The organism is Nocardioides sp. B129/18 (assembly GCF_055282735.1).
This window is the reverse complement of sequence record NZ_JBUZJI010000009.1, coordinates 7,869-30,848: the sequence shown is the minus strand read 5'-3', so window position 1 is coordinate 30,848 and position 22,980 is coordinate 7,869. Positions and strand designations below refer to the sequence as shown.

Here is a 22,980-nt window from a genome sequence, read left to right as displayed (position 1 = left end):
GGGACGGACGAGCGGCAGCCCCCGCGCAGGATCTGGGGAGGAGGCGGTCAGCGGGTGGGCTGTGGAGGCCAGGTGGCTCGCGGCCGGGTCACTGACGCAGGATCGGGGTCGAGCAGGACAGCGCCGGAGTGCTGTCGAGGATGACGTCCGCACCCCCGACCCGCACGCCGAGCAGGTCGGTGAGCGGCGAGACCACCGCCGAGTTGACCGCCGAGATCAGCGGCGAGACCACGGCGGAGATCACCGGGTCCAGGATGCTGTCGAGCTGCGCGGTGGAGAGGGTGATCGGGAGGCCCAGGAGCGTCGCGGTCACGGTCGTGCCGAGCCTGGCGGTCGTCGTCCCCAGCGAGAGGTTGCCGGTGCCGGTGGAGTAGACGGTGTCGAAGGCCTGCGGCGGAACGGTGATCGTGAAGTCCGTCGACGTCGGGCTGACCGTGCTGGTCACCGAGACGTTGGTCGTGATGTCGACGCTCACCAGTCCGACCAGGCCGAGCAGGCTCACCGTCCCGTTGACCCGCAGCGGCACCGAGATGCTGGTGGAGGCCAGGGCGTTGTCCATCGCGAGGGTGACCCCCTGGCTGTTCGAGACGCCGCTCGTGCAGCGCACCGAAGTCAGCGACGCCGAGGTCGGCGCCAGGTTCACCGCGATCTGCACCGGCTTGCCGGTCGGCGAGCCGGCCGTCACCGAGCCGACCAGCGGGATCGGGATCGTCGCGCCGAGAAGGTTCGAGCTGAGCGAGACGACCGCCTGGGAGGTGCCCGGCGAGGTCGCGGTCGTCTCCTGGGAGCCGACGCGTCCGCAGTACTTCATGATGTTCTGGACGATCTTGACCTGCGCGTTCGCCGTCACCAGCCCGGGGAAGGAGGCGGCGAGGGGCAGGTTCAGGAAGTTGGTGCCGTTGATGAGGAAGGCCGAGCCCGCGACGAGGTCGAGCAGGTTGGCCGTCGCGCTCACCGCCGCGTTGGACCCGGTGCCCAGCGCGAGCAGGCTGCCGATCGTCAGGTTCGCCGACGCCGAGACCGACGCCGCCAGGGTGTTGAGGAGGGCGACGTTCGCGGTCTGTCCGTTCGAGCCGAGCACCTGCGCGAGGGCGAGGTAGAAGCTGCGGTACGAGACGGTCGTCGTCGCGAGGTCGTCGACGCTGGCGACGCCGAGGGCGACCGCGAGGTCGCTCAGCTTCAGCGAGGTGCTCGCGAGCCCCTGGTAGCCGGCGGCGGTGAGGTTGAGGCTGGAGTTGATGGCGCTCAGCAGCGGGTTCAGCAGCGCGGAGCTGCCGGACCTCACCGCGGCGGCGTAGGAGCCGATCTCGAAGCAGGCCGAGGAGTCGGTGATGGCCACCGCCGAGCGGTTCGCAGCGCCCGTGCCGGGCGCGAAGGCGAAGGCCAGGCTGGTGCCGGCGGTGACGCGCGTGGCCGAGGGGATGTCCTCGGCGCTGGTGATCGAGATGGAGCCGACGGTCGCGCCGCCCGCCTGGTAGGACACCGCGCCCGAGGGCACGAAGGCCCCGTTGACGACCTGACCGATCTCGACCTTCACCAGCGGCTTGTCCCCCACCGTCGTGGCGTTGCGGCTCACCGAGGACACGATCGCGGCCTTGAAGGCGGCGTCGCCGAGCAGGGACGCCGAGGTCTGGCCGGCCAGGAGCCGCGCGATGTCGAGGGCGACGACGTCCGAGAGCGCCTGCATGTCGCTGCGGGCCACCCGCTGGCGGCCGAGGTCGACGGCGAAGGCGGTGGTGGCGATCAGCGCCACCAGCAGCATCGCGACGATCGGGATGATCGCGCCCGCGTCGTCACGACGGCGTCCCCGTCCACGCAGGAGGCGGCGCATCAGCTGACCCCCGCCACGGCGGTGTAGCCGAGCTTGGGCGGCAGCACCGCCCCGAAGCCGGGGAAGGACGGGATGAGCGGATTGGCGGCGTAGGCGTGGTTGACGTCCACGCGGACGCAGTCGGGCACCGCGGTGGTCTGGGTCGGCGTGCCGGAGGTCAGGCTGCTGCAGTCGTAGACGCCGACCGCGCAGGTGCCGACGGTGCTCGTGCCGCGCAGCAGGTCGCCGCTGGTCGCGCTGCCGGTGATCGAGCAGGAGACGCCGTAGGTGCGCAGCGCGTTGTTGAGCGAGGTGACCGCCGCGCTCACCTTCTGCGTCGAGGTGCTCGACGCCGGCAGCACCGCCGCGGCGCGGGCGGCCTCGGCCGAGCCCTGGCTCAGGCCCTGCCGGTAGCTGAGCATGTAGCCGTAGCTGATGATCCCGAAGAGCAGCAGGAACAGCAGCGGCGCCAGGAGCGCGAACTCCACCGCCGCGGCACCCCGTTGATCGGGGCGACGGGTCCCTGCACCGAACATCGACGTCACCTCTGGGCTCAGGCGGTCCCGGCGGCTCGTCGGGCCGGGTCCGTCGTGGCTCCCATCGGCGGGGTCGGCGCGCACCTGACCCGTTCGGGGCTACGGCTTGGGCGGGTCGATCTCGGAGGGATTGAGCTCCTCGACGTTGACGTCCTTGAAGGTGAGCACCTTGACCGTCTTGGCGAAGCGCGCCGGGCGGTACATGTCCCACACCCAGGCGTCGTTCATGGTGACCTCGAAGAAGACGTCCCCGGCCTCGGTGCGGGCCTTCACGTCGACCTGGTTGCACAGGTAGAACCGGCGGTCGGTCTCCACGACGTACTTGAAGATGCCGACGACGTCGCGGTACTCGCGATAGAGCGTCAGCTCCATCTCGGTCTCGTACTTCTCGAGGTCCTCTGCGCTCACGGTCGCGACTCTAGTGCCGGGGCCCGCACGGCGTCCTCGCAGCCGGGCAGGCGCCAGGAGACGCGATGATGCGGCGTCGGACCGAGCGCGGCGAGCGCCGCGAGGTGCCCGGGCGCGGAGTAGCCCTTGTTCTCCGCCCAGCCGTACTCGGGATGCTCGCGCGCCAGCGCGACCATGATCTCGTCGCGGGCGACCTTGGCCAGGATGCTCGCCGAGGCCACGGCGGCGCAGCGCAGGTCGGCCTTGATCATGGTGACGACCGGCGGCATCGACTCGAGCACGAACGGCGGCTCGGGAAGCTGCGCCGCCGTCAGGAGCTCGAGCTGCGGCTCGGGCGCGGGCGTCGTGAGGTAGTCGTGGTTGCCGTCGAGCAGCACGGTGTCGGGCGGCGTCGAGAGCTGCGCCAGGGCGCGGTGGCCGGCCAGCCGCAGCGCCGCCATGATGCCGAGGGCGTCGATCTCGGCGGGGCTGGCGTGGCCGACGCCGTGGGACGGCGCCCACCGCTGGATGCGCGGCACCAGACGGCGCCGGGCGTCGGCGCTGAGCAGCTTGCTGTCGCGCACGCCCTGGGGCGCGGTGCGGGTGTCCTCGGTGACCAGGACGGCGCCGACGGTGACCGGGCCGCACAGCGCGCCGCGTCCGACCTCGTCGGTGCAGGCGAGCGTCGCCAGCCCGCCGCGCAGCAGCCGACGGGCCACCCGCAGCGACGGCGGCGGGCTCGGGCTCACTTGCCGGCCGGCACGCCCGCGAAGCTGTCGGGGCGCGAGATGAAGGTGAAGCGGTCGAGGGGCCAGAGCAGGACGAAGACCTTGCCGACGATGAGGTCGTTGGCGACGTACTCGTCGCCCGGGACGCAGTCGGTGGCGCCCTTCGCGCACATGTGCACGGTGGAGTCGGCCGATCGCTCGCGGTTGTCGCCCATGACGAACACGTGGCCCTTCGGCACGGGGCCGGCGGTCCAGGCGTCGGTGCTGCAGTCGGAGATCATCGGGCCGTAGCAGCTGCCGGCGCTGATGCGGGCGTAGCCCTGCTCGTCGATGCTCTTGCCGTTGATCTGCAGGCGACCCTTCTCGTCGCAGCAGTGGATCGTGTCACCGGCGACGCCGATGACGCGCTTCACCAGGTGGCCGCCCGAGGGGTAGAGGCCGATCTTGGTGAGCACCCGGCCGACGATGTTCGTCGGGCCGGCCTGCTCGGCGGCGGTGAGCCAGTCGCCGGGGTCCTTGAAGACGACGACGTCGCCGCGCTGCGGGCTGCCGCCGCCCCAGTAGGAGACCTTCTGGACCAGGATCCGGTCGTTCTTGACCAGCCCGGGCTCCATCGACTCCGAGGGGATGTAGAAGGCCTGCACGAAGAAGGCCTTGAGGACCACGGCCAGGCCGACCGCGATCACCAGCAGCAGGATGCTCTCCTGCCACACCGGCAGGCCCTGGCGCGTGCGGCGGTCGGGCCCGGCAGGCCCGACGGGCTCGGCGGGCGGGGCGTCCGCGGCGTCGGGTCGGGCGTCGTCGCCCGCAGACGACGAAGACCGCGACCCTTCGACGTCGGTCTGGGGGTCGCGGTCCTCGGAGGTCACGCGGATGAGTGTAGGCACGCCCACACCCGAAGGAGCACTCAGGCCTCGCGGCGCTCCTTGATCTTGGCGGCCTTGCCGCGCAGGTTGCGCAGGTAGTACAGCTTGGCCCGGCGGACGTCACCGCGGGTGACGACCTCGATCTGCTCGAAGATCGGGGAGTGCAGCGGGAAGGTGCGCTCGACGCCGACGCCGAAGGAGACCTTGCGGACGGTGAAGGTGCGGCCGACGCCGGAGCCCTGGACGCGGATGACGACGCCCTGGAAGACCTGGACGCGGGAGCGGTTGCCCTCGGTGACCTTCACGTGGACCTTGATGGTGTCACCGGCGCGGAAGGCGGGGATGTCCTCGCGCTTCGCGGCGTTGCCGATCTCGGTGATGACGTTGTTGCTCATGGTGTCTCCTCGCGGATGCCACAGGTCGGCCGCGGTTCGGATGAGAGAGGTGGTGCGGCCCGGGTGGTCGGCCGGCGGCGCGAGGCTCCCCCTGTGGCAGGAGCCCGGCGCGGATCCTCCGTGCGTTCCTCGGAGCGACCCTTCGGCCTACGGGCTCCCCGAGTCTGCCACAGCGCGGCGGACCGCTCGAAATCGCGCGAGGGACGGTGCGGGGACGATGCGGGGACGGCGCGGCGGTGCTGCGGGCGGCGCGGGAGCGCTCAGCGACGACGTCGCGGACGGGTCAGCACGACAGGTCCCGACGAGCCGTCGAGCACCTCGCGGACGCGGTAGCCCGCGCGCTTGTAGCGACGCAGGTTCGCCTCGCTGCGGGCGCCGGTGAACAGCAGGAAGGACGTCGCCTCGGGCGGCGCCATCGCCTCGGCGTGCTCGAGCAGCACGCGTCCGAGGCCCTCGCCGCGCAGGTCGGGGGCGACCATGAGGCGTCCGATCTCCCAGACCTCGCCGTCGAGGCGCCCGCGGACCGCGCCGACCAGGCGTCCGCCGCGGCGCACGATCCACACCCGCCAGGCGACGAGGTCGCGCTCGACGTCGGCGAGCTCCTCGTGCAGCGGGGGGATCGAGAGGTCGTCGTTGACCAGCGCCTCGGTGACCCAGCAGCAGCGCTGGAGCACGAGGATCTCGGGGGCGTCGGCCGGCACGGCCGCCTCGATGCGCCACTCCCCCGGCAGGCTGCCGGCGGACAGCAGGTCGGGACGGCGGGCCGCGGTGCGCTCGAGGCGCTGCTCGTGGCGCCACACGGCGATGCGGCCGTGGTCGCCGGACAGCAGGACGTCGGGCACCTCGAGGTCGCGCCACGACGGCGGCTTGGTGTAGCTCGGGTACTCCAGCAGGCCGCCCTCGTGGGACTCCTCCTCCAGCGACGCCGCGTTGCCCATGAAGCCGGGCAGCAGGCGGACGACGGCCTCGGTGACCGCCAGCGCGGCCACCTCCCCGCCGTTGAGGACGTAGTCGCCGAGCGAGACCTCGACGAGCTCGGCGCGCGAGGCCGCGTGGTCGAGGACGCGCTGGTCGATGCCCTCGTAGCGTCCGCAGCAGAAGACCAGCCGCTCCCGGGTGGCCAGCTCGCGGGCGAGCGCCTGGGTGAGCGGACGTCCCGACGGCGTCGGGACGACGACGGTGGCGCCGTCGATGGCCAGCTCGTCGAAGGCCTCGCCCCACGGCTCGGGGCGCATCACCATGCCGGCGCCGCCGCCGTAGGGCGTGTCGTCGACGGTGCGGTGCCGGTCGCGGGTCCAGTCGCGCAGGTCGTGGACGTGGACGTCGATGAGCCCGCTCGCCAGCGCCTTGCCGGGCAGCGAGAGCCCCAGCGGCGCCAGGTAGTCGGGGAAGATCGTGAGGTAGTCCAGGCGCACGAGGATCAGTCCTCGTCGGGCAGCGGGGTGACCAGGCCGGGACGGTCCGCGACGACCACGCGGCCGGCGTCGAGGTCGACCTCGGGCACCAGCGCCGACACGAACGGCACGAGGCCCTCGTGGCCGCCGGGCGTCCGGACGACGAGGAGGTCCTGCGCGCCGTGGGTGATGGAGGCGACGACGCCCAGGTGCGTGCCGTCGACGTCGTGGACGGCCAGGCCGACGAGCTGGTGGTCGTAGAACTCCTCGGGGTCCTCGGGACGCTCGTCGGCGTCGACCGTGGCGTGGAGGAGCAGGCCGCGGGCAGCCTCGGCGGCGGTGCGGTCGGCGAGCTCCTCGAAGCGCACCAGCAGCGTCTGCTGGTGCCAGCGGGTGCTCGCGACCGTCAGGGTGCGCGGCGCGGCGTCGACGCCCCGCGGGGCCTCGGCGCGCACGCGGGTGCCGGGGGCGAAGCGGCGGTCGGGCTCGTCGGTGCGGACGTCGAGGGTGACCTCGCCGCGGATGCCGTGCGGCTTGCCGATGCGGCCGACGACGACCTCGATGCTCTCCACGCGGGGCTCCTCTGCGCCTCGGGACGGGGTTCTCGCCGGGGCCCTCGGCCCCGGAACCAGCGACCCGCCCGGGAGGTCTCCCGGGCGGGTCGCTGGTGCTGCTGGATGCTGCGGATGCTGCGTGCCGTGCGGCCGGGCCTCAGCGACGACGGTCGACGTCGACGAAGTCGATCCGCGCGCCGCCCTTGCCTGCCAGCGCGCCGATGACGGTGCGGAAGGCCGACGCGGTGCGGCCGTTGCGGCCGATCACCTTGCCGAGGTCGTCGGGGTGGACCCGGACCTCCAGGATCGAGCCGCGTCGCAGCTGCTTGTCGCGCACCACGACGTCGTCGGGGTGGTCGACCACGCCACGGACGAGGTGCTCGAGGGCCTCGGCGAGCACGATGCTCAGGCCTCGGTCTCGGCGGCAGCGTCGGCGGCGGGGGCCTCGGCGGCCTCCTCGGCCTTCGGCTCCTCGACCTTGTCCTCAGCCTTCTCCTCGGCCTTGGGCTCGGCCTTCTTCGCGGCCTTCTTGGTGACGGCGTCACCGGAGGCGTCGCTGTGCGCCTCCTTGAGGGCCTCGTTGAAGATGTCGATCTTGTCGCGCTTCGGCGCGGCGGTCTTCAGGGTGCCCTCGGTGCCCGGCAGGCCCTTGAACGTCTGCCAGTCGCCGGTGATCTTGAGGATGGCCTCGACGGCCTCGCTCGGCTGCGCGCCGACGCCCAGCCAGTACTGCGCCCGCTCCGAGGTGACCTCGATGAAGGAGGGCTCCTCCTTGGGGTGGTACTTGCCGATCTCCTCGATGACGCGGCCATCGCGCTTCTTGCGCGAGTCGACGACGACGATGCGGTACTGCGGGACCCGGATCTTGCCCAGGCGCTTCAGACGGATCTTGACGGCCACGGTTGTGGTGTCTCCTTGAGATGATGGATGCGGTGAGCGGGACGGCCGCCTGGTGGGGAACACCGGGCCGGACCACTCGATGGGCCTCGTCGCGCTCGGTGAGAGGGTCCGGGCGCGCAGGACTCAGCGTCAGATGATGCCAGAACCCGGCGTCGGCCCACGAATCCGGGCACGGAGGCCGGACCCTCCCCCGCCGCGGGTGCCCGATGGCCTTGGATGGAGGCGTGGAGACCCCCCTCGACGAGCTCGTGCGGCTGCTCGACCTGACGCCTGCCGACGCAGGCACCGCGTCCGTGCCGGACGCCTGGATCGGCGAGCACTCCGCGCAGGCGCTGACCACCGGCCACGTCTTCGGCGGGCTGGTGCTCGCCCAGGCCGTGCGGGCCGCCGCCCGGACCGTCGACGAGGGTCGACGCCTCCACTCCCTGCACGCGCTGTTCCTCCGCGCGGGCACCACCGATCGGCCGGTGCGCTACGAGGTCACCCGGCTGCGCGACGGACGCCGGCTCTCCCACCGTCGCGTCGAGGCGGTGCAGGCCGGCGTCATCTGCGAGCTGCTCCTCGGCTTCGCCGCCGACGGGCCGCAGCGTCGTCTCGTGCACGCCGACGCCGCGGCGCCCACCGACGTCGACCCCGAGCTCCTCCCCCGCGACCAGGACGCCCTCGCCGACCACCCCGAGGTGCCGTTCGCGCTGCGCTCGACCCGTCCCGTCGACCTGCGCTACGCCCGCCACCCCCAGCTGGTGCGCGACGCCGGCGAGCGCGCCGAGGTGCTCGACGCCTGGTTCCGCGCGGACGGGCCGCTGCCGGAGGACCCGGTGCTGCACGCGTGCATCGCCGTCTACGCCAGCGACCTGCTCGCACTGGAGCCGGTGGCCTCGCGGCAGGGCGTCGCGCTGCGCTCCTTCGACGTCTCCCCCGCCTCGCTCGACCACGCGCTGTGGCTGCACGCGCCGGTGCGCGCCGACCGCTGGCTGCGCGCCCGCCTCGACAGCCCGTGGGCCGACGAGGGCCGGGGCCTGGGTCGGGTGTCGGTGCACCAGGACGGCGTCCGGGTGATGGAGGTCGTCCAGGAGGGGCTGCTGGTGGTGCCGGAGGCCGGGGACCAGGCGCCGGCCTAGGTGCCGGCTGCGACCACCACCGCCGGCGCGGCGGCGTCGAGGGCGAGGCGGGCGACCTCGTCGAAGGCGGCGACGTCGTCGCCGAGGAGGAGCCGGTCGACCTTGGCGCGGCGCCAGTAGAGGTGGGCGTCGTGCTCCCAGGTGAAGCCGATGCCGCCGTGCACCTGGATGAGGGTCTCGGCGGCGCGCTCCAGGGCGGTGGCCGCCTGCGCCTTGGCGGCGGCCGAGGCCAGCGGGAGCTCCTCGGGCGCCTCGTCGGCGGCCCAGGCGGCCCACCAGACCAGCGAGCGCAGCTGCTGGACCTCCACGTAGGCGTCGACGAGGGCGTGCTTGACGGCCTGGTAGGAGCCGATCGGACGCCCGAAGGCGTGACGCTGCTGGGCGTAGGCGACGCCGATCTCGACGGCGCGCTCGGCCGTGCCGAGGTCCTCGGCGGCGAGGATCACCCGCGCGACCCGCTCGGCGTGCGCCCAGCGCGGGCCGACGTCCTCGCCGACGACGCGGCCGGCCCCGAGGCTCACCCGGCCCAGGCCGCGGGTGGCGTCGATGGGCGCGCCGACGTCGACGCCGCCCTCGGCGAGCACGAGCCGGTCGCCCTGGCGCGCCAGGAAGGCCTCGGCGCCGACGGCGTCGAGAGTGGCGGCGCCGTCGTCGACCACCGCGAGCGCCCGGCCGGCCACCGTCTCGGCGAGCAGCTCGTCGTGACCCGCCAGCAGGACGGCGACGCGGGCGGGCGTCACCAGCGACGGCGAGGCGAGGACGCGGCCGCCCTGCTCGGCGACGACGGCGAGGTCGAGCAGCGAGCCGCCCCCGCCGCCGGCGGACTCGGGCACGGTGATGGCGGCGAAGCCCGACTCGGCCAGGGCGGCGCGGCCGGGGCCGGGCGCGGCGGCGGGGTCGTCGAGGAGGGCGCGGGCCCGGGCCGGCGAGGCGGTGCCGGCGAAGAAGTCGCGGGCAGCGGAGGCGAGGTCGCGCTGCTCGGCGCTGAGGTCGAAGTCCATCGTCGTGTCTCCTGGGTGGCAGCGGGGGCGCTCAGGCGCCGGTCTGGGCGAGGGACTCGCGGAAGGTGACGCCCTTGTCGGCGCGGGGCTCGGCAGGCAGGCCGAGCACCCGCTCGCCGATGACGTTGCGCAGCACCTCGTCGGTGCCGCCGGCGATCGCCATGCCGGGAAGCCCGGCCTGAGAGGCCTGCCACAGCGACTCGCCGTCGGCGGTCTCGGCGAAGACCCCCTCGGCGCCCAGCGCCCGGACGGCGAGGTCGGAGAGCTCACGGGCGGCGCGGGTGCCGGCGAGCTTGCCGGCACTGGCCTCGGGGCCGGGGAAGGCGCCCTTGCTCAGCGCGGAGAGCTGCCGGTAGCCGGTGTAGCGGATGCCGAGCGAGGCGACGTACGCGCGTCCGAACGCCTGGCGGGCCAGCGCCTGCCGCTCGGCGGACTGCGCAGGCAGGTGACGAGCCAGGTGGGCGGCCGCGGCGTCGACGCCGGCGCCGATCTCGGTGCCGCCGCCGCCGAGCGAGAGCCGCTCGCTCATGAGCGTCGTCAGCGCCACCTGCCAGCCCTGGCCGACGTCGCCGAGCCGCTCGGAGTCGGGGACGACGACGCCGTCGAAGAAGACCTCGTTGAACTCCGCACCCCCGCTCATCTGGCGCAGCGGACGGGCGGTGACGCCGGGCGCGGTCATGTCGACGACGAACATCGTCAGGCCGCGGTGCTTGGCGACGTCGGGGTCGGTGCGGGTGAGCAGGATGCCGTAGCGCGAGAGGTGGGCCATCGTCGTCCAGACCTTCTGGCCGTCGATGCGCCAGCTGCCGTCCTCCTGCTGCACCGCGCGGGTGCGCAGCGCGGCGAGGTCGGAGCCCGACGCCGGCTCGCTGAACAGCTGGCACCAGATGTCGTCGGCGCGCAGGAGGCGGCGCAGGTAGCGCTCCTGCTGGTCGGCGGTGCCGTGCGCGATGACGGTGGGGCCGCACATGCCGACGCCGATGAGGTTGACCAGTCCGGGCACGCCCGCGCGAGCGAGCTCCTGGTCGACGATGGCCTGCTGCATGGGGGTGCCGCCGCGTCCCCCGGCCTCGACGGGCCAGGTGACGCCGACCAGGCCGCCGTCGTGCAGCAGGGCCTGCCGGGCCTGGGCCTCCTGCACCGAGGCGGGGTCGCCGTAGTCGGGGCGCTCGCCGACGAGGCGGTCGCGGTGCGCCTCGAGGTAGGCCCGCACCTCCTGCCGCCAGGCGGCCTCCTCGGGGGTGTCGTCGAAGTCCATGGGCGCTCCCGGTGCTCGGGGCCGACGCGAGGCGGTCGGCGTGACGCCGGTCACCCTGCCACAGCAACTTACCTGCACTCAAGCATGTAAGTTGCGGACGCTCGCACGGGCGTCCGCTGGATCAGACCAGCACCCCGCCGAGCACCTGCTCGCGCACCTCCGGCCACATCCGGCGCAGCTGCCGCGGCTCGTGGACGACCCCGAGCATCAGCAGCCCGCGGATCGCCGAGAGGGCGGTGACGGTGACGACCTTGAAGTCCGCGCGCTCCACCAGGCTCCCCGCCACGCGGGCCGCCGCGGTCTCGAGCGTCGCCTGCACCTCGGTCTCGAAGCGGGCGAGGTGGCGGCGCAGGTCGGCGTCGGTGCGCGCGGCGACGAACAGCTCGAGCTGCGCGGCCGACACCGGCCCGCTGAAGATCTCCCACAGCCGGTCGAGCAGCAGCCGGTACTGCTCGAGGACGTCCTCGGACCCGCCGAGCGGCTTGGAGACCAGCTCGGCCACCAGCTGCTCGGTGAGGTGACGCAGCGCATCGACGACGAGGTCGGCCTTGGTGGCGAAGTAGTGCGCCTGCGCGCCCCGGGTGACCCCCGCGCGCTGGCACACCGCGGTGCCGGTGAGCCCGGCGTACCCCTGGTCGACGAGCACGTCGATGGCGGCGTCGAGCAGCGCGCCGCGCGTGGCGGCCCGACGCTCGGCCTGGGTGCGGCGCCGGCGCGGCGCCGTCCCGGCCGGATCGGGGGCGGCGACCGAGGGGACCATGCCCGCACCGTAGCCCCCGGGACGCCGACGAGCGACATTTGTCGGCACCGGTGCAGATAAGTAGTGACACCGGTCACATCCGGGTCTAGCGTGGCCCGCACTCGCCCCCTCCCGAAAGGCGACGCTCCCGTGCCCCTCCCCCGCATCCCGCGCTCCACCCGGCGTCCGCTCCGTCGCCCCCGGCGCGCGACGGCCCTGGCCGCCGCCGCCGTCGCCTCGCTCGTCCTCGGCGCCTGCGGCTCGCAGGTCGACCCCCACACAGCCGCCATGGTCAACGGCGACTCCAGCCTCGCCTCGGCCGACACCGGGTCCGGGACGGGCGAGGGCGGCGGCGCGGTCATCGACGGCGGCGTCGGCCAGCCCGACGCCACGGGCGGCGACGCGAGCGCGAGCGGGACGTCGTCCGGCAGCGGGTCCGCCGGCGGCTCGACGGGGGCGGGCGCTGGCTCCGGCGGGGCGTCCGGCTCCGACGGATCAGGTGGCTCGGGGGGTGCGGACGGTGCCGGGCGCAGCGCCGGCGCCACCGGTGCGTCCTCCGCCGACTGCGCCGGTCTCGCCGACCAGACCGGCGTCACCAAGGACGCCATCACCATCGCCAACGTCTCCGACATCTCCGGCCCCGTGCCGGGCGTCTTCCAGGCCGCACAGGACGGTGCCAACGCCTACGCCGCCTACGTCAACGCCTCCGGCGGGCTGTGCGGGCGCAGGCTCAAGGTGCTCGCGCTCGACAGCCGCGCCGACTCCGGCGCCAACCAGGTGGCCTACGCCCGGGCGTGCGAGCAGGCGTTCGCGGCGGTCGGCTCGATGTCGGTCTTCGACGACGGCGCCGCGACCGCGGGCAAGTGCGGGCTGCCGGACCTGCACGCCCTCACCGTCTCCAAGACCGCCTTCGAGTGCCGCACCTGCTTCGGCGCCGCGTCGATCAACCCCACCCTCCAGCTCGGCGCGATGGCCAAGTTCGTCAAGGCGCAGTACAAGTCGGCCGCGCAGAGGACGGCGGTGCTCTACGTCAACGTCGCCGGCGTCGCCGACGCCGCCCAGGCGCTCGCGGCGTCGTGGAAGAAGGTCGGCATCGGCGTCCGCTACGTGCAGGCCATCGAGGTGGCCGAGTTCAACTACGCGCCCTACGTGCAGCGCCTCAAGCAGGAGGGCATCGAGGTCGTCCACTACATCGGGCCCTACCAGTTCACGATCCGGCTGCAGCAGGCGATGCGACAGCAGGGCTTCACGCCGAAGGCCTTCATCCAGGACCAGACGATCTACGACCAGAAGTACGTCGACGAGGCCGGCGAGAACGGGAACGGCACGGTCGTCTACACCTCCGTGGCGCGCTACGACGACGCCTCCAACAAGGAGATGCGGCTCTACCTGCAGTGGCTCCAGCAGGTGCGCCCGGGCGCGACGCCCACGATCTACGGCGTGTTCGCGTGGTCGGCCGCCCGCCTGTTCGTCGAGCGGGCGGCGGCCCTGGGCGGACGACTGACCCGCCCCGCGCTGGTCACCGCCCTCTCCCGTGTCGGCGACTGGACCGGCAACGGCATCCACGGCGCGCAGGACGTCGGCGGCAAGACCACCGGCGAGTGCATCCGCGTCATCCAGCTGGGCGGCGGACGCTGGAGGCAGATCTCGCCGGGCGACTACTACTGCGCCCCGAACATCCGGCTCCCCTAGCCCCCGACCTGGTCGCTCGACCTAGCCTCCGGCCACCACGCGTCCGCGCAGCACCACCAGCGAGGGCCGGGCCAGCACGGCGAGGTCGTCGGCCGGGTCGGAGTCGAACACGGCGAAGTCGGCCGGCGCGCCCTCCTCGAGCCCGCCGGGCAGGCCGAGCCACGCCCGGGCCCGCCACGACACCGCGCCCAGCACGTGCTCGGCCGGCAGCCCCATCGCCGCCATCGCCAGCACCTCCTCGACGAGGACGCCGTGGCGCTGCGAGCCGCCGCCGTCGGAGCCGACGTAGAGCTCGACCCCGGCCTCGTAGGCGCTCATCAGGGCCTCGCGACGACGCGCGTGGAGGCCCTCCATCGTCGTGGCGTACGCGGGGAAGCGCTCGCGGCCGGCGTCGGCGAAGCCGATCAGCTTCTCGGTCTGCAGCACCGTCGGCACCAGCGCCACCCCGGCGGCGGCCATCTGCTCGACGTGCTCGACGGTGAGCCCCGTGCCGTGCTCGATGCAGTCGATGCCGGCGTCGAGCAGGCCCTGCAGGACGGTCGTGCCGAAGCAGTGGGCGGTGACCTTGGCGCCGTGCGCGTGGGCCGTGGCGATGGCCTCGGCGAAGGCGGGCTGCGGGAAGGATGGCGCGAGATCGCCGTCCTCGCGGCTGATCCAGTCGCCCACGAGCTTGACCCAGCCGTCGGAGCCCGACGCCTCGAGCGCGACCTGGGCGGAGAGCTGCTCGGGCTCGACCTCGACGCCGTAGTCGCGCAGGTAGCGGCGGGTGCGCGCGATGTGACGGCCGAAGCGGATCAGCCGCGGCAGGTCGTCCCTCTCCTGCACCCAGCGGGTGTCGGCCGGAGAGCCGCAGTCGCGCAGCAGCAGGATGCCGGCGTCGCGGTCCTGCACGGCCTGCCGCTCGACCTCGGCGTCGTCCACGGCGCCGCCGTCCTCGAGACCGAGGTGGTTGTGGGCGTCGACCATGCCGGGCAGCAGCCAGCCGCGCGCCACGGTCTCGGCGCCGGCCTGCGGCTCGTAGGTGACGTGGCCGTCGACGACGTAGAGGTCGCGGGTCTCCCGCTCGGGCAGGACCACGCCGGTGAACCGCATCGCGCTCATGGGGCGAACCTAGTCCAGCTGGTCGATGAGCCAGTGCGGCCCCAGCGCCAGCGCGCCGGTGGCCGCGACCCGCGCCTGGAGGGCCCGGTCGGCGCTGACGACGGTGATCCGGCGCCCCGCCTCGGCGGCGTCGCGCGCCTCCTGGAGGATCGTCGAGTCGCCGTCGCGCGGTGCGTGGACGCAGCGCACGTGGGCGTCACGTCCGGCCTTGACCCCCTGCTTGGCCTGACCCTCGAGCACCAGCACGATCTCGTCCTGCGGCAGGTCGGCCACGAGCAGCGCCTCGTGGAGGCGACGGGCCGCGCCGGCGCGATCCTTCCACCAGCCGTCGGGACGCGCGCCCACGACGTTGGCGCCGTCGACGATCAGCACGGTGTCGATGCGCCGCCGCGGGCTCAATTCAGGAACTTGGAGAGTAGGCGGCGGTGTGCGCTGTGCGTAGACACGTGTTTCACGGTATCGGTTCGAGCGCTATGGGCTCGAATTCCCTTTAGTGACAGATCGGCCCCGGACGGTGCTGGAAAACCGCGCGGGGCCTAGGCACCAGTGCATAGGAGGCACCAGGACCATGACCGCATCAAACCGCATCCGAATGGATCGTGCAGCCGAAGGGCTGCTCCCCTGCCCTGTGTGGTGCACCGCACGGCCCGACCACGAGCAGTGGGACAACGAGCGGTGGCACCGAGGACCGACCTTCGGGATCTACGTCCCCGGCGCGGAAGACCACCACCCGGACGACCGTGCCGAGCTCGGCGACCGCCGCGACCTCTACATCCTCGTCGACGCTGACGCGGCGAAGGAGATGTGGCAGCTGACGCCTGCCGAGGCGAGAGCTCAGGCCGCCGCTCTGCTGGCAGCCGCCGCTTGGATCGACAGCGTGTAGCCGTGACAGACGCGGCTCAACGAAGGAGGAACCAGAATGACGACCAAGCTCGAAGCCGACTTCACCGTCGTCGAGGTCGCGAAGGCGCTGCGCATGTCGACCCGCTGGGTCCAGGACCAGTACCGGCTCCACGGCGCCGCGCACCAGCGGTACGGCCGAGCCGTCCGGTTCACCGCCGACCAGGTCGACCAGCTCCGCGCCCGTGCCGCCGCCGGCACCACCCACACCCCCGCGGCCCCCACGCCGCACCGCATCACCACCGGCCGCATGAAGATCGCCGGCTAACCTAGGGCCGACATCGGACTCGGGAGGTCACCGGTAGAGCCACGCAAGCGGCGCAGCGGAGCAGGTTGTTCGGTGAGCCCTACGCGTCGGGCAACCCCTCGATCCAACGACGGAGATCGGCGACCCGGTATAGATCCTTGTCCCCGCGCGGGGCGGTCTTTTTGGCGCTGAGGCGGCCAGCGTGCTTCGCGCGCAGCACCGTCTCTCTGGATAGTCCCACCCACGCCGCGGCCTCGACCAGGGTGAGCCACTCACGTTCCGGAATTTGAGCGGTCGACATAGACGCGAGCGTAGGGAGCCCAGCGGGTCTACCAGGACACGGAGCTGCTCAACGCCCTGCTCGACAAGCCCGAGGCGCTCGCCGCGGACCCGCTCACCATCAAGCGGCTCCGCCGGCTCCGTGAATCTCGCAGCTGGCGCCGCTCGACTGCCGCACCGGCCGCCTGGGCGTAGCGGCCATCAGGTCGGATCTGTGGTGTGACATGTCGCTCGGTTCACGCGTAGGTCACGGTTCCGGCGGCCTCTGGGGACCCGGCGCCGTGACGCAATGCGAGCGACAGCGCGGTCGCGTCTTGGATGGGGAGCCGCCCGAGAACGGGCCAGACGATCGCTTGATGAAACGGCGATCGCGACAAAATTCTGAGGTAGTTCGTCTGCTCGTCGGTGAACTCGAACGAACCGACAAGCAGATCGGCTGACCAACCCCGACTGACAGCGAGTACCTCGACCCCTACCGGAAGGCCGGCGTCGTCAAGATCCACGATCAGGCCATCGTCCAACTCGACAGTTCGGTCGATGTCCGGCGAAGCGAGCTGTACGTACAGCGCGTCGGCGTCGGCGTCGTGCGTGAACGCGAGCACTCCGGTTCCGCCGCTCATGCCATCCATACCGAGATGATACGCCGCCGGTCATCGGACGCGACGACTATGTACACCATCGATCCGCTGGGAAGTTTCCCCTTGAACTTCAGGGTGTCAGGGCGTCGGCCCGCGCTGGTCTGGCCGACGGCGTGGTGCCAGGCGTACTCGACGGCTTCCTGATCTACGCCCCTCCCGAGGACTCTGTCTAGCGCATGCTCGGTGAACTGCAGTGTGGGCATGTCACGCCTGCGGAAGCGACGTCGACGCGATCAGGCGCAGCTTGACTAAGGGCTCGCCATCAATAGTCAGTTCAGTGACGTAAGCCCCGGGGCGGCGAGCTTGAAAGGCGATCGACACCGGTACGAGAACAAACGGAACTAGCCCACCAGGCACCGCTGAAGATACCTGCAGTGTCCCGCCGTGCCTGACCACGACCTCGCCATCGCCCTCGAACTTCGTCGTGAGATCCCACATGTGCAGCTGGCCCACGTTTGCTTCGGGGAAGCTCACCTCCGCGACGAAGACCACGGGGACGAAGAAGGGGAACTCAGGGGCCTCCCAGGTCTTCAGGCCGGCCTCGACGACGGTCCAAGTGCCGTTGCTGTGCTGGTGGAAGCTCGTGGCGAGCGTGGCCATCTGGACTTCAGGCATCTGAGACTCTCCGCGGTGGGGTGACGGAGCGGCGACTCTACGCGCCGCTAAGCCGGTCAGGACACAAATGCCGGCTCATGGGTGTCGGCGCGTGCCCTGCTGGCCGTCGAGGCGGGCCTTAACGTAGGCGGCCCACTAGTCACGCAGGTCGGGGTCGGCGCCGGCCGCGTCGAGGAGCCGGGAGACCCGGGCGCCCCAGTGGCTGCCGACCGGGTTCGACTGGTGCGCGCCGAGCGCGGTGCCGGAGGCCTGCCCGAGCAACGCAGAGTCAGTGGTGATCGCGCGGACGGCGGCGATGGCCTGGTCGCCGGGGACCTGGTCGTGGATCATCCGGCGCGCGGTCCCGTCGAGGCGGGCGATCCTAATGCGGTCGGCGTCCTTGCTCACGGGTTCTGACGCTAGAGAACAGCGCTGACAATTTCGCGCCCTGGAAGTGCGGATCGCTGCTACGTTCCGCCGACCTCGGGCGTGCATGCAGGCATATCCCGTGCAACCCCAGGAGAACTCGTGAAGCTCACCCATCTCAGCCTTGCCGGCGTCGTCGCCGGCAGTCTTCTCATCGGCAGCGGTGCCGGTGCGACGGCAGCGCGACTCATCAGCTCGGGCGACATCCGCGACAACAGCATCCAGTCGGTCGACATCAAGGACGGCGCTCTCAAGACCGTTGACCTGTCGGGGGCAGCGCTCAAGGCGCTGCGAGGAGCCCAGGGATCGGTCGGGCCCCAGGGCCCCGCGGGTGCCGCGGGGGCGACAGGGGCTACGGGGCCTGCCGGCGCCACGGGCGCCGCTGGTGCGACCGGGCCACGCGGAGACGCCGGCCCTCGGGGTCCAGCCGGACCGAAGGGTGGGCCGGACGACGTCGTGCGATGGCACTTCAGCTTCATGGGCGATGGAACGACCACCGGATTCGTTCCCGGCCAGGAGGATGGGCCTTTCATCGCGCTAGACCAGAGCACCTACAAGATCCCCGCGCACTCGCGGATCGAGCCCGTTCAGATGGTCATCGCCGACGGCGACTTCTCAGGGTGCAAGCGCGCGTATCTGGCGGTTGGCGACGAGCGGGAGCAGGGACGGGCTGGTTTGGTCCTCATTGAGAACGGAGGCGCAATGACTGCTCCCGTCAACGAGGACTACATCGCGATGGAAGCAGCTGCGCTGCGGCTGGCTGGGTACTGCGGGGCGAAGGACGGATCGACCTCGCCCTACGCGCCGTTGCCGTCGTTCTCTGGCTACGTCGATTTCGCCATCACATCCATCCCGACTGCTGTCACCAAGACGGTCGACTGATTGAGTCGAGCACCCCCTGCATTGCGTAGGCGCAGGGGGTGGCATGGGACCGTCTAACGCGATCTGACGCGGACCGCGGGAAGGGCTCAGCCAAGTGCGCCGGGTCAGAACATTCGCGTGACGCTCCAGGTGCCGAACGTCCAGATTGGACAGCCGATTACCCCGGGCGTCAGCCGAGCCGCTGTGCGAGGCTGCGGCCCGTGGAAGCCGCCAGCCTCGCTCTCAGCATCGTCGCCCTGATCGTCTCGTTCGCCGGCCTCGGCTGGACGATGTTCGAGTGGCAGCGGAGCGGGGCTCGCCTGAGGGTCCGGGTGACGTCCATGGTCGTGATGCAGCCGCTCGGTGATCGCTGGCTGCTGGGCTTCGATGTCTCGAACGCGGGGCGGACTGCGACCACCGTGCACACCCTGGGCTTCGAGCTTCCAGAGGGCTCCTACCTTTTCTGCACGGAGCCGGCCGTCGGCGCCCAGCCTCTACCGAAGCGTCTCGAGCCCGGCGAGGGCTTCCAGTTCTCGGTCGATCCCGCGGAGCTGATCAGGCTCAGGAAGGGCCCGGTCGACCTCAAGGCTCTCCGCCCGTTCGCCAACACTGGCCACGGGCTGTTCAAGGGGTCTTCGGACAAGGTGGCTGCTGACGTGATGAGGAGCGAGAATGATGCGCATCGTCGGACGAAGGCAGCTCTCGACGACCTCGGCCAGGGTCCGGAACGGTACTTCGGCGCTGCGGAGGATCGGCCGGCCGAGGACACCTGATTCGGTTAGCTGCTGCGACCCCGGGAGCCGGCGCGAGCAGCGCTGTTGATCTCGTGACCGACGTCCTTGCCAACGTGCTTGGTCGCGGCCTCGATCTTCTTGGCCGCGGTCTCGATCGCGCTCAGCCGGCTGTTGGCGATCCGGTTCTCGCGCTCGAGTGCCTTCTGGTGATCGAGGGTCTTGGCATAATCGGCGCGGAGGGCGCGGATCTGGTCGCCGAACGCGGCGGTTCCGGCCTGGCCCGCGACCTGCTGCGTGATCCGGTCGCGGGTGTTGTAGAGCCGCTCGTACTGCGCGACGTCGGCCCTGGAGCCGTTGGCCATGGCGCGGATCTGGTCGATGGAGGCGTTCTGCAGGAGGTCGGAGAGCGCGGCACCGTTGAGGCCACGCCACTTCAGCTTCCGGATCAGCGTCTGCATCTCGCGGGCGTTCTTGATGTCGCCCCACAGCGCCGACGCCGGCGACTGCTCGGCTGGCTGCTGTCCGAACCCGAGGGACTGGTTGAGCTGGTACTCGGTCTGGGGGAACTGCTTCTGCTGCTCAGGCGTGAGCTGGGCGAAGTTTGTCCGGCCGGTCGAGCTGGCGGTACGCCTGGGCCTGCTGGTCGGGCTGGTCGAAGATGTTCGTCTGCAGGCGGTTGCGGACACCGGAGGTGAGGTCGGCGCGCTCCTGGCGGTAGAAGTCCAGCCGCCGCTTGAGCGAGGCGGCCTCAGCCTTGTCGCGGGCGAGCATCCCGAGCAGGATCTTCTTGCGGGCGTTGTGTTTGTGCAGTTCAGACGGCATATCGCCGCCTGACCTCACTTCAGGAACTTGGAGAAGTCCTTGGGCAGGTCGAGCGCAGCGGCGGCCTGCTCGTAGTCGACGTCCTGGCCCGCGGGGTTGCCGAACGGGTTGGCCGCGGCGGCCTTGTCCTTCTGCGCCGCCGCCTGCTGGGCCGCCTTCGCGGGGTTGCCCGAGCGCTTCGCGCCCTTGCCCTTCTTCGGCTGCGGCTTCTGCTTGCCGCGGCCGCCCGCGCCGGGCATCCCGGGCATGCCCGGCATGCCGGGGATCCCGCCGCCGCGCGCCATCTGCGTCATCATCTTGCGCGCCTCGAAGAAGCGGTCGACGAGCTGGTTGACGTCGGTGACGGTGCGACCCGAGCCCTTCGCGATGCGCTGGCGACGCGAGCCGTCGATGATCTTGGGGTTGTCGCGCTCGGCGGGGGTCATCGAGCGGATGATCGCCTCGATGCGGTCGATCTCGCGGTCGTCGAAGTTCTCCAGCTGCTGCCGGAACTGCCCCATGCCGGGCAGCATCCCCATGATCTTCGACATCGAGCCGAGCTTGCGCAGCTGCTGCATCTGCTGCAGGAAGTCCTCGAGGGTGAACTCGCCGCCGCGGCCGCTGAGCTTCTCCGCGGCCTTGAGCGCCTCCTCGGCGTCGAAGGCCTTCTCCGCCTGCTCGATGAGCGTCATGACGTCGCCCATGTCGAGGATGCGCGAGGCCATGCGGTCGGGGTGGAAGAGGTCGAAGTCGGTGAGCTTCTCGCCGTTGGAGGCGAACATGACCGGACGCCCGGTGACCGAGGCCACCGAGAGCGCCGCGCCGCCGCGGGCGTCGCCGTCGAGCTTGGTGAGCACGACGCCGTCGAAGCCGACGCCGTCGAGGAAGGCCTGCGCGGTGGTGACGGCGTCCTGGCCGATCATGGCGTCGACGACGAAGAGGACCTCGTCGGGGCTGATCGCGGCGCGGATGTCGGCGGCCTGCTGCATCAGCTCGGCGTCGACGCCGAGGCGACCCGCGGTGTCGACGATGAGGACGTCGTGGAGGGTGCGCTTGGCCTCGTCGAGGGAGGCGCGGGCCACCGAGACGGGGTCGCCGACGCCGTTGCCCGGCTCGGGCGCGAACACCGGGACGCCGACGCGCTCGCCGTTGACCTGCAGCTGGTTGACGGCGTTGGGGCGCTGGAGGTCGCAGGCCACGAGCATCGGCGTCTTGCCCTGCTCCTTGAGCCACAGCGCGAGCTTGGCGGCCAGCGTCGTCTTGCCGGCGCCCTGGAGGCCGGCCAGCATGATGATCGTCGGGCCGGTCTTGGCGTAGCGCAGCCGGCGGGTCTCGCCGCCGAGGATCGTCACGAGCTCCTCGTGGACGATCTTGATGACCTGCTGCGCCGGGTTCAGCGCCCCCGACACCTCCTCGCCGCGGGCGCGCTCCTTGACCGACGCGACGAACTCGCGCACCACGGGCAGGGCGACGTCGGCCTCCAGCAGCGCGATGCGGATCTCGCGCGCGGTGGCGTCGATGTCGGCCTCGGAGAGCCGGCCCTTCCCCCGGAGGTTCTTGAAGGTGTCGGCGAGCCGGTCGGAGAGAGTGGCGAACAAGGTGGTCCTCAGCTGTCGATCAGGCGGGCCTCCAGCCTAACGGCCCGGGTGCGCGCGAGCCGATCCGACGTCGCTCGTCGGGCTGCTGTCGGCATCAGGACGGGCGATCCCTGCGGATGACAGGCGAGGCTTCGCCCGTCATCGGCAGGTTTCCCCGGTCGACCGGGGAAACCTGCGGCTCACGCCGGACTCAAGGCGGCCCGCACGGCATGGGCCGCCTCGGCGGCGCGGGAGTCGGAGAGGGCGCCGGCGCCGGACTCCTGGAGGTAGAAGACGTCGACGGCCTGCGGGCCGAGGGTGTCGACGTGGGCGGAGCGGACGGCGATGTCGAGACGGGCGAGGGCGGCGCAGACGAGGTAGACGATGCCGGGACGGTCGGCGGCGCGGACCTCGAGCACGGTGGAGAGCCGGGAGGCGTCGGGGCGCACCTGGACGGTCGGGGCCAGCTCGCCGGGGCCGGGGGGCTTGAGGCGGCGGACGGGGTCGAGGCGGCCGGCGACGATGGCGTCGTACTTGTCGCGCAGGAAGCCGGCGTCGAGGCCGGGGGTGGCCAGCTCCCACTCCGAGACGCCGTAGGAGTCCTGGGCCCAGATGCGGGCCGCGCGCACGGGGATGCGCTCCATGGCGAACATCGCGGCGAAGTCTGCGAGCAGGCCGACGCGGTCGGGGGCCACGACGGTGACGCGCGAGCCGTCGCCGGTGGACTCGACGTCGAGGGCGAGGCCGCCCTTGCGCACCGCCTTGGGGATCTCCAGCAGCTCCGGCTCGACGGCCGGCAGCGCGACGCCGGAGTCGAGCGCGGCGCGCACCCGGCGGGAGAGGTCGACGATGAGGCCGGCGCGCCAGGTGGTCCACGCCTGCGGCGAGGTGGCCTTGGCGTCGGCCTCGGTGAGGGCGGTGAGCAGCGAGAGCGCCTCGACGTCGCCGATGCGCTCGACGACCCGCTCGACGGTGGCGGGGTCGTCGGGGTCGCGGGTGGTGGCGGTCTCGGAGAGCAGCAGGTGCCAGCGCACCAGGGTCGCGATGAGGTCGACGGCGTCGGGGGCGAACCCCATCCGCTCGGCGACGCCCCGCGCGATCGGCTCCCCCGCCACGCTGTGGTCGACGAGGCCGCCCTTGCCGATGTCGTGCAGGAGCGCCGAGACCATGAGGACGTCGGGGCGCGCGACCTGGCGGATCAGCCCGGAGGCCTCGACGCAGGTCTCGACGACGTGCCGGTCGACGGTGAAGCGGTGGATGGCCGAGGCGTGCGGCAGCAGCCGGATGCCCTCCCACTCGGGGAGGATCCGCGCGAGCGCGCCGGTCTCCTCGAGGGTCTCCCAGACGCCGAGCAGGCCACGGCCGGCGGCGAGCAGGCGCACCAGGCTCTGGCGCACCTCGGCGGGCCAGGGCTCGGGCAGCGGCGCGGACTCCGCGGCCA

Annotated in this window: 31 protein-coding genes; 7 read left to right on the top strand and 24 right to left on the bottom strand. The window is 72.2% G+C overall.

Annotation, left to right across the window (positions count from 1 at the left end):
* Positions 1–88: 88 nt before the first annotated feature.
* The 10 genes from ACZDWJ_RS08710 to rpsP all read right to left on the bottom strand — a co-directional run bounded on the left by ACZDWJ_RS08710 (position 89) and on the right by rpsP (position 7,570).
* Positions 89–1,831, bottom strand: a complete 1,743-nt coding sequence (locus tag ACZDWJ_RS08710; protein WP_463520553.1) for a hypothetical protein — start codon at positions 1,829–1,831, stop codon at positions 89–91.
* Positions 1,831–2,298, bottom strand: a complete 468-nt coding sequence (locus ACZDWJ_RS08705) for a TadE/TadG family type IV pilus assembly protein (RefSeq protein ID WP_463520552.1) — start codon at positions 2,296–2,298, stop codon at positions 1,831–1,833. Before ACZDWJ_RS08705 ends, ACZDWJ_RS08710 begins: the two co-directional genes overlap by 1 nt.
* Positions 2,299–2,445: 147 nt before the next feature.
* Positions 2,446–2,754 (bottom strand): DUF2469 domain-containing protein, encoded by a 309-nt coding sequence (locus tag ACZDWJ_RS08700; protein ID WP_463520551.1) that lies wholly within the window; start codon positions 2,752–2,754, stop codon positions 2,446–2,448.
* Positions 2,751–3,482 carry a ribonuclease HII gene (locus tag ACZDWJ_RS08695; RefSeq protein ID WP_463520550.1) on the bottom strand — a complete coding sequence of 244 codons (732 nt, stop codon included), beginning with the start codon at positions 3,480–3,482 and terminating at the stop codon, positions 2,751–2,753. The genes ACZDWJ_RS08700 and ACZDWJ_RS08695 overlap by 4 nt, the downstream gene beginning before the upstream one ends.
* Entirely contained in the window at positions 3,479–4,330 is an 852-nt protein-coding gene (gene lepB / locus ACZDWJ_RS08690; RefSeq protein ID WP_463520549.1) for a signal peptidase I, read from the bottom strand. Before lepB ends, ACZDWJ_RS08695 begins: the two co-directional genes overlap by 4 nt.
* A 38-nt stretch (positions 4,331–4,368) precedes the next feature.
* Positions 4,369–4,722, bottom strand: coding sequence for a 50S ribosomal protein L19 (gene rplS, locus ACZDWJ_RS08685; RefSeq protein ID WP_463520548.1), 354 nt, complete (start codon positions 4,720–4,722; stop codon positions 4,369–4,371).
* 260 nt (positions 4,723–4,982) lie between these two features.
* On the bottom strand, positions 4,983–6,137 hold the full coding sequence (gene trmD, locus ACZDWJ_RS08680; protein WP_463520547.1) for a tRNA (guanosine(37)-N1)-methyltransferase TrmD: 1,155 nt from the start codon (positions 6,135–6,137) through the stop codon (positions 4,983–4,985).
* Positions 6,138–6,142: 5 nt separating this feature from the next.
* A complete protein-coding gene (gene rimM, locus ACZDWJ_RS08675; protein WP_463520546.1) occupies positions 6,143–6,688 on the bottom strand; it encodes a ribosome maturation factor RimM in 546 nt (181 codons plus the stop codon).
* A 139-nt stretch (positions 6,689–6,827) separates the two neighbouring features.
* Complete coding sequence (locus ACZDWJ_RS08670; protein WP_463520545.1) at positions 6,828–7,070, bottom strand: RNA-binding protein; 243 nt, start codon at positions 7,068–7,070, stop codon at positions 6,828–6,830.
* A 5-nt stretch (positions 7,071–7,075) separates the two neighbouring features.
* Positions 7,076–7,570 carry a 30S ribosomal protein S16 gene (gene rpsP / locus ACZDWJ_RS08665; RefSeq protein ID WP_463520544.1) on the bottom strand — a complete coding sequence of 165 codons (495 nt, stop codon included), beginning with the start codon at positions 7,568–7,570 and terminating at the stop codon, positions 7,076–7,078.
* A 224-nt stretch (positions 7,571–7,794) separates the two neighbouring features.
* Here rpsP and ACZDWJ_RS08660 point away from each other — a divergent pair, with 224 nt between their 5' ends.
* On the top strand, positions 7,795–8,691 hold the full coding sequence (locus ACZDWJ_RS08660; RefSeq protein ID WP_463520543.1) for an acyl-CoA thioesterase: 897 nt from the start codon (positions 7,795–7,797) through the stop codon (positions 8,689–8,691).
* On the opposite strand, the gene ACZDWJ_RS08655 is transcribed toward ACZDWJ_RS08660, so the two are convergent.
* The 3 genes from ACZDWJ_RS08655 to ACZDWJ_RS08645 all read right to left on the bottom strand — a co-directional run bounded on the left by ACZDWJ_RS08655 (position 8,688) and on the right by ACZDWJ_RS08645 (position 11,710).
* A complete protein-coding gene (locus ACZDWJ_RS08655) occupies positions 8,688–9,692 on the bottom strand; it encodes an acyl-CoA dehydrogenase family protein (protein ID WP_463520542.1) in 1,005 nt (334 codons plus the stop codon). The genes ACZDWJ_RS08660 and ACZDWJ_RS08655 overlap by 4 nt on opposite strands.
* 31 nt (positions 9,693–9,723) lie before the next feature.
* Positions 9,724–10,950, bottom strand: coding sequence for an acyl-CoA dehydrogenase family protein (locus ACZDWJ_RS08650; RefSeq protein ID WP_463520541.1), 1,227 nt, complete (start codon positions 10,948–10,950; stop codon positions 9,724–9,726).
* A gap of 121 nt (positions 10,951–11,071) precedes the next feature.
* Complete coding sequence (locus ACZDWJ_RS08645; RefSeq protein ID WP_463520540.1) at positions 11,072–11,710, bottom strand: TetR/AcrR family transcriptional regulator; 639 nt, start codon at positions 11,708–11,710, stop codon at positions 11,072–11,074.
* Positions 11,711–11,839: 129 nt separating this feature from the next.
* Between ACZDWJ_RS08645 and ACZDWJ_RS08640 the strand changes: the two genes are divergently transcribed.
* Complete coding sequence (locus ACZDWJ_RS08640) at positions 11,840–13,381, top strand: ABC transporter substrate-binding protein (RefSeq protein ID WP_463520539.1); 1,542 nt, start codon at positions 11,840–11,842, stop codon at positions 13,379–13,381.
* A gap of 21 nt (positions 13,382–13,402) precedes the next feature.
* On the opposite strand, the gene ACZDWJ_RS08635 is transcribed toward ACZDWJ_RS08640, so the two are convergent.
* Both ACZDWJ_RS08635 and ACZDWJ_RS08630 read right to left on the bottom strand, forming a co-directional pair.
* On the bottom strand, positions 13,403–14,482 hold the full coding sequence (locus tag ACZDWJ_RS08635) for an amidohydrolase family protein (RefSeq protein ID WP_463520538.1): 1,080 nt from the start codon (positions 14,480–14,482) through the stop codon (positions 13,403–13,405).
* A 9-nt stretch (positions 14,483–14,491) separates the two neighbouring features.
* The gene (locus ACZDWJ_RS08630; RefSeq protein ID WP_463520537.1) at positions 14,492–14,881 is read right to left on the bottom strand and encodes an NYN domain-containing protein; all 390 of its coding nucleotides are present in this window, start codon (positions 14,879–14,881) and stop codon (positions 14,492–14,494) included.
* 169 nt (positions 14,882–15,050) lie between these two features.
* On the opposite strand from ACZDWJ_RS08630, the gene ACZDWJ_RS08625 reads away from it, so the two are divergent.
* Entirely contained in the window at positions 15,051–15,365 is a 315-nt protein-coding gene (locus ACZDWJ_RS08625) for a DUF6907 domain-containing protein (protein ID WP_463520536.1), read from the top strand.
* 36 nt (positions 15,366–15,401) lie between these two features.
* The gene (locus ACZDWJ_RS08620; RefSeq protein ID WP_463520535.1) at positions 15,402–15,650 is read left to right on the top strand and encodes a hypothetical protein; all 249 of its coding nucleotides are present in this window, start codon (positions 15,402–15,404) and stop codon (positions 15,648–15,650) included.
* A gap of 79 nt (positions 15,651–15,729) precedes the next feature.
* Here the strand turns inward: ACZDWJ_RS08620 and ACZDWJ_RS08615 are convergent, their stop codons facing one another.
* Positions 15,730–15,930, bottom strand: coding sequence for a helix-turn-helix domain-containing protein (locus ACZDWJ_RS08615; RefSeq protein WP_463520534.1), 201 nt, complete (start codon positions 15,928–15,930; stop codon positions 15,730–15,732).
* A gap of 44 nt (positions 15,931–15,974) precedes the next feature.
* On the opposite strand from ACZDWJ_RS08615, the gene ACZDWJ_RS08610 reads away from it, so the two are divergent.
* Positions 15,975–16,103, top strand: coding sequence for a DUF3263 domain-containing protein (locus ACZDWJ_RS08610; RefSeq protein WP_463520649.1), 129 nt, complete (start codon positions 15,975–15,977; stop codon positions 16,101–16,103).
* A 41-nt stretch (positions 16,104–16,144) separates the two neighbouring features.
* Here the strand turns inward: ACZDWJ_RS08610 and ACZDWJ_RS08605 are convergent, their stop codons facing one another.
* The 4 genes from ACZDWJ_RS08605 to ACZDWJ_RS08590 form a co-directional block, all read right to left on the bottom strand.
* Entirely contained in the window at positions 16,145–16,537 is a 393-nt protein-coding gene (locus ACZDWJ_RS08605; RefSeq protein ID WP_463520533.1) for a DUF2283 domain-containing protein, read from the bottom strand.
* Entirely contained in the window at positions 16,525–16,749 is a 225-nt protein-coding gene (locus ACZDWJ_RS08600; protein WP_463520532.1) for a hypothetical protein, read from the bottom strand. Before ACZDWJ_RS08600 ends, ACZDWJ_RS08605 begins: the two co-directional genes overlap by 13 nt.
* A 1-nt stretch (position 16,750) precedes the next feature.
* Entirely contained in the window at positions 16,751–17,161 is a 411-nt protein-coding gene (locus ACZDWJ_RS08595) for a DUF6941 family protein (RefSeq protein ID WP_463520531.1), read from the bottom strand.
* Between the two features lie 135 nt (positions 17,162–17,296).
* Positions 17,297–17,548, bottom strand: a complete 252-nt coding sequence (locus ACZDWJ_RS08590; protein WP_463520530.1) for a hypothetical protein — start codon at positions 17,546–17,548, stop codon at positions 17,297–17,299.
* A gap of 120 nt (positions 17,549–17,668) precedes the next feature.
* On the opposite strand from ACZDWJ_RS08590, the gene ACZDWJ_RS08585 reads away from it, so the two are divergent.
* Both ACZDWJ_RS08585 and ACZDWJ_RS08580 read left to right on the top strand, forming a co-directional pair.
* Positions 17,669–18,448: a hypothetical protein gene (locus ACZDWJ_RS08585; protein ID WP_463520529.1), complete on the top strand. Its 780-nt coding sequence runs from the start codon at positions 17,669–17,671 to the stop codon at positions 18,446–18,448.
* Positions 18,449–18,648: 200 nt separating this feature from the next.
* A complete protein-coding gene (locus ACZDWJ_RS08580; protein WP_463520528.1) occupies positions 18,649–19,200 on the top strand; it encodes a hypothetical protein in 552 nt (183 codons plus the stop codon).
* 5 nt (positions 19,201–19,205) lie between these two features.
* On the opposite strand, the gene ACZDWJ_RS08575 is transcribed toward ACZDWJ_RS08580, so the two are convergent.
* The 4 genes from ACZDWJ_RS08575 to ACZDWJ_RS08560 form a co-directional block, all read right to left on the bottom strand.
* A complete protein-coding gene (locus ACZDWJ_RS08575; RefSeq protein WP_463520527.1) occupies positions 19,206–19,619 on the bottom strand; it encodes a hypothetical protein in 414 nt (137 codons plus the stop codon).
* Between the two features lie 121 nt (positions 19,620–19,740).
* On the bottom strand, positions 19,741–19,983 hold the full coding sequence (locus tag ACZDWJ_RS08570) for a hypothetical protein (RefSeq protein ID WP_463520526.1): 243 nt from the start codon (positions 19,981–19,983) through the stop codon (positions 19,741–19,743).
* A 14-nt stretch (positions 19,984–19,997) separates the two neighbouring features.
* Entirely contained in the window at positions 19,998–21,560 is a 1,563-nt protein-coding gene (gene ffh / locus ACZDWJ_RS08565; protein ID WP_463520525.1) for a signal recognition particle protein, read from the bottom strand.
* 179 nt (positions 21,561–21,739) lie between these two features.
* The coding region (locus ACZDWJ_RS08560) for an HD domain-containing protein (RefSeq protein ID WP_463520524.1) at positions 21,740–22,980 on the bottom strand (1,241 nt) is incomplete at its 5' end.